6 protein-coding genes are annotated in these 6,000 nt (G+C 68.9%); 3 read left to right on the forward strand and 3 right to left on the reverse strand.

Annotation, left to right across the window (positions count from 1 at the left end; all coding sequences use genetic code 11):
* Positions 1-201: 201 nt before the first annotated feature.
* Positions 202-936, forward strand: a complete 735-nt coding sequence (locus IEZ21_RS33115) for a helix-turn-helix domain-containing protein (RefSeq protein ID WP_189325508.1) — start codon at positions 202-204, stop codon at positions 934-936.
* Between the two features lie 172 nt (positions 937-1,108).
* The gene (locus IEZ21_RS33120; RefSeq protein WP_281399630.1) at positions 1,109-2,389 is read left to right on the forward strand and encodes an MFS transporter; all 1,281 of its coding nucleotides are present in this window, start codon (positions 1,109-1,111) and stop codon (positions 2,387-2,389) included.
* Between the two features lie 179 nt (positions 2,390-2,568).
* Here IEZ21_RS33120 and IEZ21_RS33125 read toward each other — a convergent pair whose 3' ends face one another.
* The 3 genes from IEZ21_RS33125 to IEZ21_RS33135 all read right to left on the reverse strand — a co-directional run bounded on the left by IEZ21_RS33125 (position 2,569) and on the right by IEZ21_RS33135 (position 5,504).
* Positions 2,569-3,327, reverse strand: coding sequence for a DUF5995 family protein (locus tag IEZ21_RS33125; protein ID WP_189325510.1), 759 nt, complete (start codon positions 3,325-3,327; stop codon positions 2,569-2,571).
* 229 nt (positions 3,328-3,556) lie between these two features.
* On the reverse strand, positions 3,557-4,372 hold the full coding sequence (locus IEZ21_RS33130) for a phosphotransferase (protein WP_189325511.1): 816 nt from the start codon (positions 4,370-4,372) through the stop codon (positions 3,557-3,559).
* A 151-nt stretch (positions 4,373-4,523) separates the two neighbouring features.
* A complete protein-coding gene (locus IEZ21_RS33135) occupies positions 4,524-5,504 on the reverse strand; it encodes a zinc-binding dehydrogenase (protein ID WP_189325512.1) in 981 nt (326 codons plus the stop codon).
* Positions 5,505-5,623: 119 nt separating this feature from the next.
* Here IEZ21_RS33135 and IEZ21_RS33140 point away from each other — a divergent pair.
* A partial coding sequence (locus tag IEZ21_RS33140) for a DDE-type integrase/transposase/recombinase (RefSeq protein ID WP_246568390.1) occupies positions 5,624-6,000 on the forward strand: 377 nt, incomplete at its 3' end.

Below are 6,000 nucleotides of genomic sequence, written 5' to 3' on the forward strand. Positions count from 1 at the left end.
TCCGATGACGGAAAAGCTACGTTGCATTTACGGATCTAGCAAGATAATCGTTGCGCAGAATCGGCAATTCTGCAGGTGAAAGCTAGAAAATTGTTGCAATGACCTTCGCGATTAATGCAACAGTAGTCACCTGATCATTGCAATGGATGAGCGTGAACGCTATCCTGGAGACACCCAGGGAGCACGATGAAGGAGACCGCGATGCCGGGAGGCAGACTCACCCAGCCCGAACGCCAGCAGATCGCGCTGGGACTGGCCGACGGCCTCGCCTACGCGGAGATCGCCCGACGCCTCGAGCGCCCGACCTCGACGATCACGCGCGAGGTGATGCGCAACGGCGGCCCCACCGCCTACCGCGCCGACCTGGCCCACCGCGCCACCGAACGCCGCACCCACCGGCGCAGGCGGGCCGCGCCCCGGGGGGCGGAGGCATCCGAGCAGGCCCACGGACGCGACGCCGAGGCAGTGCGCGAGTACGAGGAGATGTTCACCACCGTCATGATGGCTTCGGGCATGACCGCGATGACGGCCCGGGTGATGGTCTGCCTCACCCTCACCGACACCGGCAGCCTCACCGCGTCCGAACTCGTCCAGCGTCTACAGGTCAGCCCGGCGTCCATCTCCAAAGCGATCACGTTCCTCGAGAGCCAGGCCTTCGTCCGCCGGGAACAAGGCGAACGCCGCCGCGAGCGCTACGTCGTCGACGACGACATCTGGTACGAGACGACGGTGGCCAGCGCCCGGTCTCTCGCCCAGATCGTCGAGACCGCACGGCAGGGCGTCGGCGTCCTCGGCCCCGGCACCCCGGCCGCCACCCGCCTGGAGAACATCGCCCGCTTCCTCGACTTCGTCTCCGAGAGCACCGCCCGCGCCGCCGAACAGGCCCGCGAGATCCTCCACACAAAACCCGAAACGCCCTCGGACAGCACTACTTGAGTCACACTCAGGTCGCGGAGAGACAGCCGCCTTTGACGGTCACAGCCAGCGAAGCATGTGTCCCTACGGGCTTCATCTGCTCCCATCCGTCAGCCCAACTGCTCAACCCTCACGGCAGGTTGTAGTTGTAAGGGATCACGGGATGATGCCTCGGGTGGACCCGACGAATGACATGCCGGACCGGCCCCGAACGCGCTGGGGAGTATTCGCCCGACCGGATTTTCGCCTGCTCTGGGTAGGCGAGACCGTGAGTGGCCTGGGTAACAGCATCACCGTGGTGGCCTTGCCGCTGATCGCGGTCGTGGCGCTGGACGCCGGCTCCACCGCCGTCGGCCTGCTCGCCGGGGCGGTGTGGCTGCCCTGGCTGCTGCTGGGTCTGCCGGTAGGCGCATGGGTGGACCGGTTGCACAAACGGCCGCTGATGATCGCGTGCGATCTGGTGGCCGTCGCGGCGCTGGTGAGCATTCCGCTGGCGGCGTGGCTCGACGCGCTCACCTTTCAGCACCTGGTCGTCGTCGCGTTGACCTGCGGTACTGCGGCGGTGTGCTTCAACACCGCCTACCACTCGTACATCAGGATCGTGCTCGACGGTCGCGACCTCCTGGAAGGCAACGCCAAACTGCAGGGCAGCGAGGCCGTCACCCAGGTCGCCGGTCCGGGAGTGGCGGGGCTGCTCGCCCAGGCGTTCGGCGCGGTCACCGCGCTCGTGGCCGACGCGGTGACGTTCCTGGTCTCCGCGCTCTGCCTGAAGCGAATCAGCGTGGTCGAGCCGGACCACGCTCTGGACGACGAGGAACGCGCTTCCCTCCGACGGCAGATCATCGAAGGACTTCGCTTCGTGGGCCGGGACCGGTACCTGCGGCCGATGGTCACCTGGGGCGCCGTGATCAACATGGCGCTGATGGGCTACCAGGCGGTCCAAGTCGTGTTCCTGGTCCGCACCGTCGGGCTGAACCCGGCCATGGTCGGGCTGCTGCTGACCAGCGGCAGCACCGGCGGCATCGTGGGCGCGCTGGTGGCCACCCGGGTCAGCCGACGGTTCGGCACCGGGCGCGGGCTTCTTCTCCTACAGGCCGCCACCGCGCCGTTCGTACTGCTCCTTCCGATGACCACGGCGGGACCGGGACTGCTGCTGTTCGCGATGGGAGCCTTCCTCGTCGGGATCGGCATCTCCGTGGCCAACATCGTGGTCGGCAGCTTCCGGCAGACCTACTGCCCGCCACACATGCTCGGCCGGGTCGTGGCGACGGCCATGATGATCAACCACAGCACCATCCCGCTCGGATCCCTGCTCGGCGGCGTACTCGGCGACGCCGTCGGGTACCGGCCGGCCATGTGGATCATGACCGGCATCGTCGCACCCAGCTGGCTCATCCTTGCCATGAGCCCGATGCGCCGCGAACGCGACCTCCCGCAGACCCACGAGCCGGAACAGGCGCACGCCAAGGGCTGAAGGGGGACGAAAGTTCCAGCCGGCCAGAACCCACTGCCCGGTACATACGACGAACTGGACTGCTGGGTAGTGCGGGGCGACGCCGCGCGGGCGGCGCCGGGAAACCGGCGCCTCTCTTCGCGTGGGATTCCGGACAGTCAATCCACCGGGCCTCGCCCCGTCCCCTACCGGGCGGAGGGTCACTCCACGGCGTTGTCCAGATGAGTGATGACGGCCGGCACGTCGTCGCTCTCGGTGCTCCGGATCAGCTGCAGGGCCGGCCGGACGAGGCCGCCCGGTCGCGCCACCAACCGTGCGAGCACGGCGGCCCGGATGTCGAGCCGCTCGATGGTGGCTTCGCGCTCCTGTTCGTTCTGGCCGGCAAGCAGGACGGCGTTGTACCACGCCTCCTCGCGGGACCGACGGACACTGAAGTCGAGGATCCGCTCGTCGGTGCGGGCGCCGACCTGATCCAGCAGCGACAGGAGCGGCGACAGGGCGCCGACCGAGTCCTGCACCGCCAGCGCCACCCGCGCAAGGATGTCGTTGATCAGCAGAAAGTCGCGCCGTAGCGCGTGGATGGCCTCGCCCGGGCTGGTCCGCGCGGCGGCGATGGCCAGGTCGAGGTTGATGTGCGCGTTCACGCCGAGGATCAGGTGCTGGACGATGACGGTGTCGGCGTCGTCGAGCAGCCCGAACGCCTTCCGCCAGCAACGCGGCCCGCTCCGGTCACGACGCCAGGCGTCGTACGCCTCGAAGTAGCGGTTGCCGAAGTGCGTGTCGAAACGGTCCATTCGGGCGCCGTCGTCGAACAGTCCACCGTGAATGGCCGTGCGGACCTCAACGGTCACCTGTCGGTACAGCGCCGCGAAGTACCCGACCCGGTCACCGGCGCGACCGGCCTCCCGCACGATCCCGGCAAGCCCGTCCACGACATCATCGATGTTCTCCGCCGCCATGCCCAACTCCCTCTCGCGGCCCCCTCGTTCGGCCCGCGCTCTGACTGCTGTCCGCAGTGTTGATTACAGCCCCGTCCTACCACCGCATACCGGGAATGGTCCCCGCCCTACAGGAACCGGGACGGGAGCCCCGCTCATCTTGCCGCCACGGCCGCGGCGCACAGCGGGGAGCGGGACTGCGCGTGGGGCGGGGCCATGGAGGTTAAACGATCACTAAAGTTCGAGCGGATCAGTTCAGCAAGGCGGCCGTGAATGTCTCGCGGTGGGCCGCCAGCCAGGTCTGCATGCGGTCCCAGCGTTCCCATCCACCACGCTCGGCCAGCGCCTGGAGATAGACGGGGTCACCGTCGGCCACGCGGCCGGCTACGAACGCCCGGCAGGTCCCGGTGGCCTGTTCGATGACTCCGGGCAACTCGGCGCGTTCCTGCGGCGAGAGGCCGTAGCTGTCGGCGAGCATTCGCAGCCGTGCGGGCGCATCCAGCCCAGTGGGGTAGAAGGCGGTCGCGGATGCGGGATCGAGCATGGGTACCCAGTAGCGGGCGGTCATGGCGACGTCCCAGAGGGGGCGGCCCGGGGCCGCCAGGTCGAAATCGATCAGGGCAGCGGCCCGGCCGTCGCGGAAGACGACGTTCTCCGGGCACACGTCGTTGTGGCACAGCATCGTTCCCCCCTCCGGATCGGCCAGGTCCCGCGGCCACTCGACGCGGGAGTCGACCGCGATGGTGGCGCTGGCCTCATGCAGGCGTCGCAGCAGGTTCCCCACCGATTCGAGGGCGGTGTCCGTCATCACCCAGCGTGGGAAGGGTGGCAGAGCCACATCGCCGGGGATGAAGGTCAGCTGCTCGCGACCGTCGGCGGTGAGACGGACGGGGCTCGGAGCCGCGTCGAAGCCTTGCTCCCTCAGCGCGAGGAGGTGAGCGTGGAGGGCGTGCGCGTTGTGTGGAGCCGGGCGGTCCACCAGCGCACCCCGTCGGAAGACCGCCCCCACGTTCACCATGCCGCCGGCCAGTGGTTCGCCGTCCGCCCTCTCGCCTCCAGCCGTCATGTCGATCACGCTACCGCCTTTCTCAGCTCACACCGGGCCGCCAGACGCGATCGCTCTACCGAAGCGCACTACGAAAGGCACAGGCATGGCGGGTCCTAGCCGTATTGGCGCCGCCATCGCGGCACTGACTGGACCGACGCCGTCCGTACCCTCACGAGTGCGCGTCGGGAACGAGGACGACCTTGCCTGTTGTAGCCCGCGTCTCCAGGGCGGCGTGCGCCGCAGCGGCCTGTGACAGGGGGAAGGTCTGGTAGGCGGGCACCAGACTGCCGTCGGCGGCCGCCGCGAGCGCGCGGGCCTCGTCGGCGGGCGCGTCCTGGCCCTCCAACAGCCGGGCCAGTGCGTCGGTGAAGGTCACGCCGCGCTCCTTCAACTCCGCCTCATCGGGGCGGAACTCCTCCCGCGAGGCCGCGCCGATGGTGATGTAGCGCCCGCCCTCGGCCAGCAGCCCGAAGGCGGCCCGCCCCTTGTCGCCCTCGACACCGTCCAGAACGACCGTGACTCCGCGCCCGTCCAAGGCGTCGCGTACGGTGCCCGCCCAGTCCGGCAGGTTGTAGTCGACAGCGATGTCGGCTCCCAGCTCTCGCACGGCTGCCGTCTTGTCCGGTCCGCCCGCCGCGCCGATGACCGTGGCGCCGAGGCGGCGGGCGAACCGGACGACCAGACGGCCGACGCCACCGGCCGCGGAGGTGACCAGGACCACGTCACCGGAGGTGAGCTCTGCGATGTCGAGCAGGCCGATGGTGGTGGTGCCGGTGACGACCATGGTGACGGCGGCCTCGTACCCCAGTCCGGCCGGTATCCGGTGCAGGGACGAGACGTCGGCGACGGCCAGTTCGGCGTAGCCCCCCGGCCTGCCGTGCGCGGTCACCACCTTGGCGCCGATCCAGGCCTCGTCCACGTCCGGCCCGACCGACTCGACGACGCCGGCCACCTCTCCTCCGAAAATCGCCGGAAGTCGGGGAAGCGGCGGACCGATCTCCAGCCCTTCCCGCATCGCCGTCTCGATCTGGTGGACTCCCGTGGCCCTCACCAAGACGCGGACCTCGCCCGGTCCTGGTACGGGGTCGGGCACAGTCTCATAGCGGAGGTTCTCAGCGGGTCCGAACTCGTGCAGCACGACGGCGCGCATGCCCGTTCCTTCCGGTAGATCTACAGGAGAACACCCACTCTGCGACCTCTACTTAACTTGAGGTCAAACCTCTCAGCATCACCGCCGGGGGCCGGCTCTACCTCGCCTGCTGGCTGGACCTGGCCACCCGCGAGGTCGTCGGTTACGCGATGGCCGACCATCACCGCGCTTCCCTCGTCGTGGACGCCCTGAAGATGACCCACGGCCGGGCGGAACTCCGCCCCGGATGCGTCATACACAGTGATCGCGGCAGCGAGTACACCTCAGCCGAATTCCGCGATGAGATACGGGAGTTGGACCTGCGGCAAGGCTGCGAACGCACCGGATCCTGCTTCGACAACGCCGCCGCGGCCAGCACTCGCTCCGCCTCCGCGAGGGCGGTGGGCGGCTCTCCCGGTTCGGCTCGGCTGCGGCGCTACAGCGCCACAAGGGTCAGCGGTTCCACGCCGCCGCACAGCGGTGGCGCTGGATCCAGCTTGCCGTCCGTCACTGACAA

Origin of the sequence: Streptomyces flaveus (genome assembly GCF_014647675.1) — a bacterium.
In the GTDB taxonomy this organism is placed as follows: Bacteria; Actinomycetota; Actinomycetes; order Streptomycetales; family Streptomycetaceae; genus Streptomyces; species Streptomyces flaveus.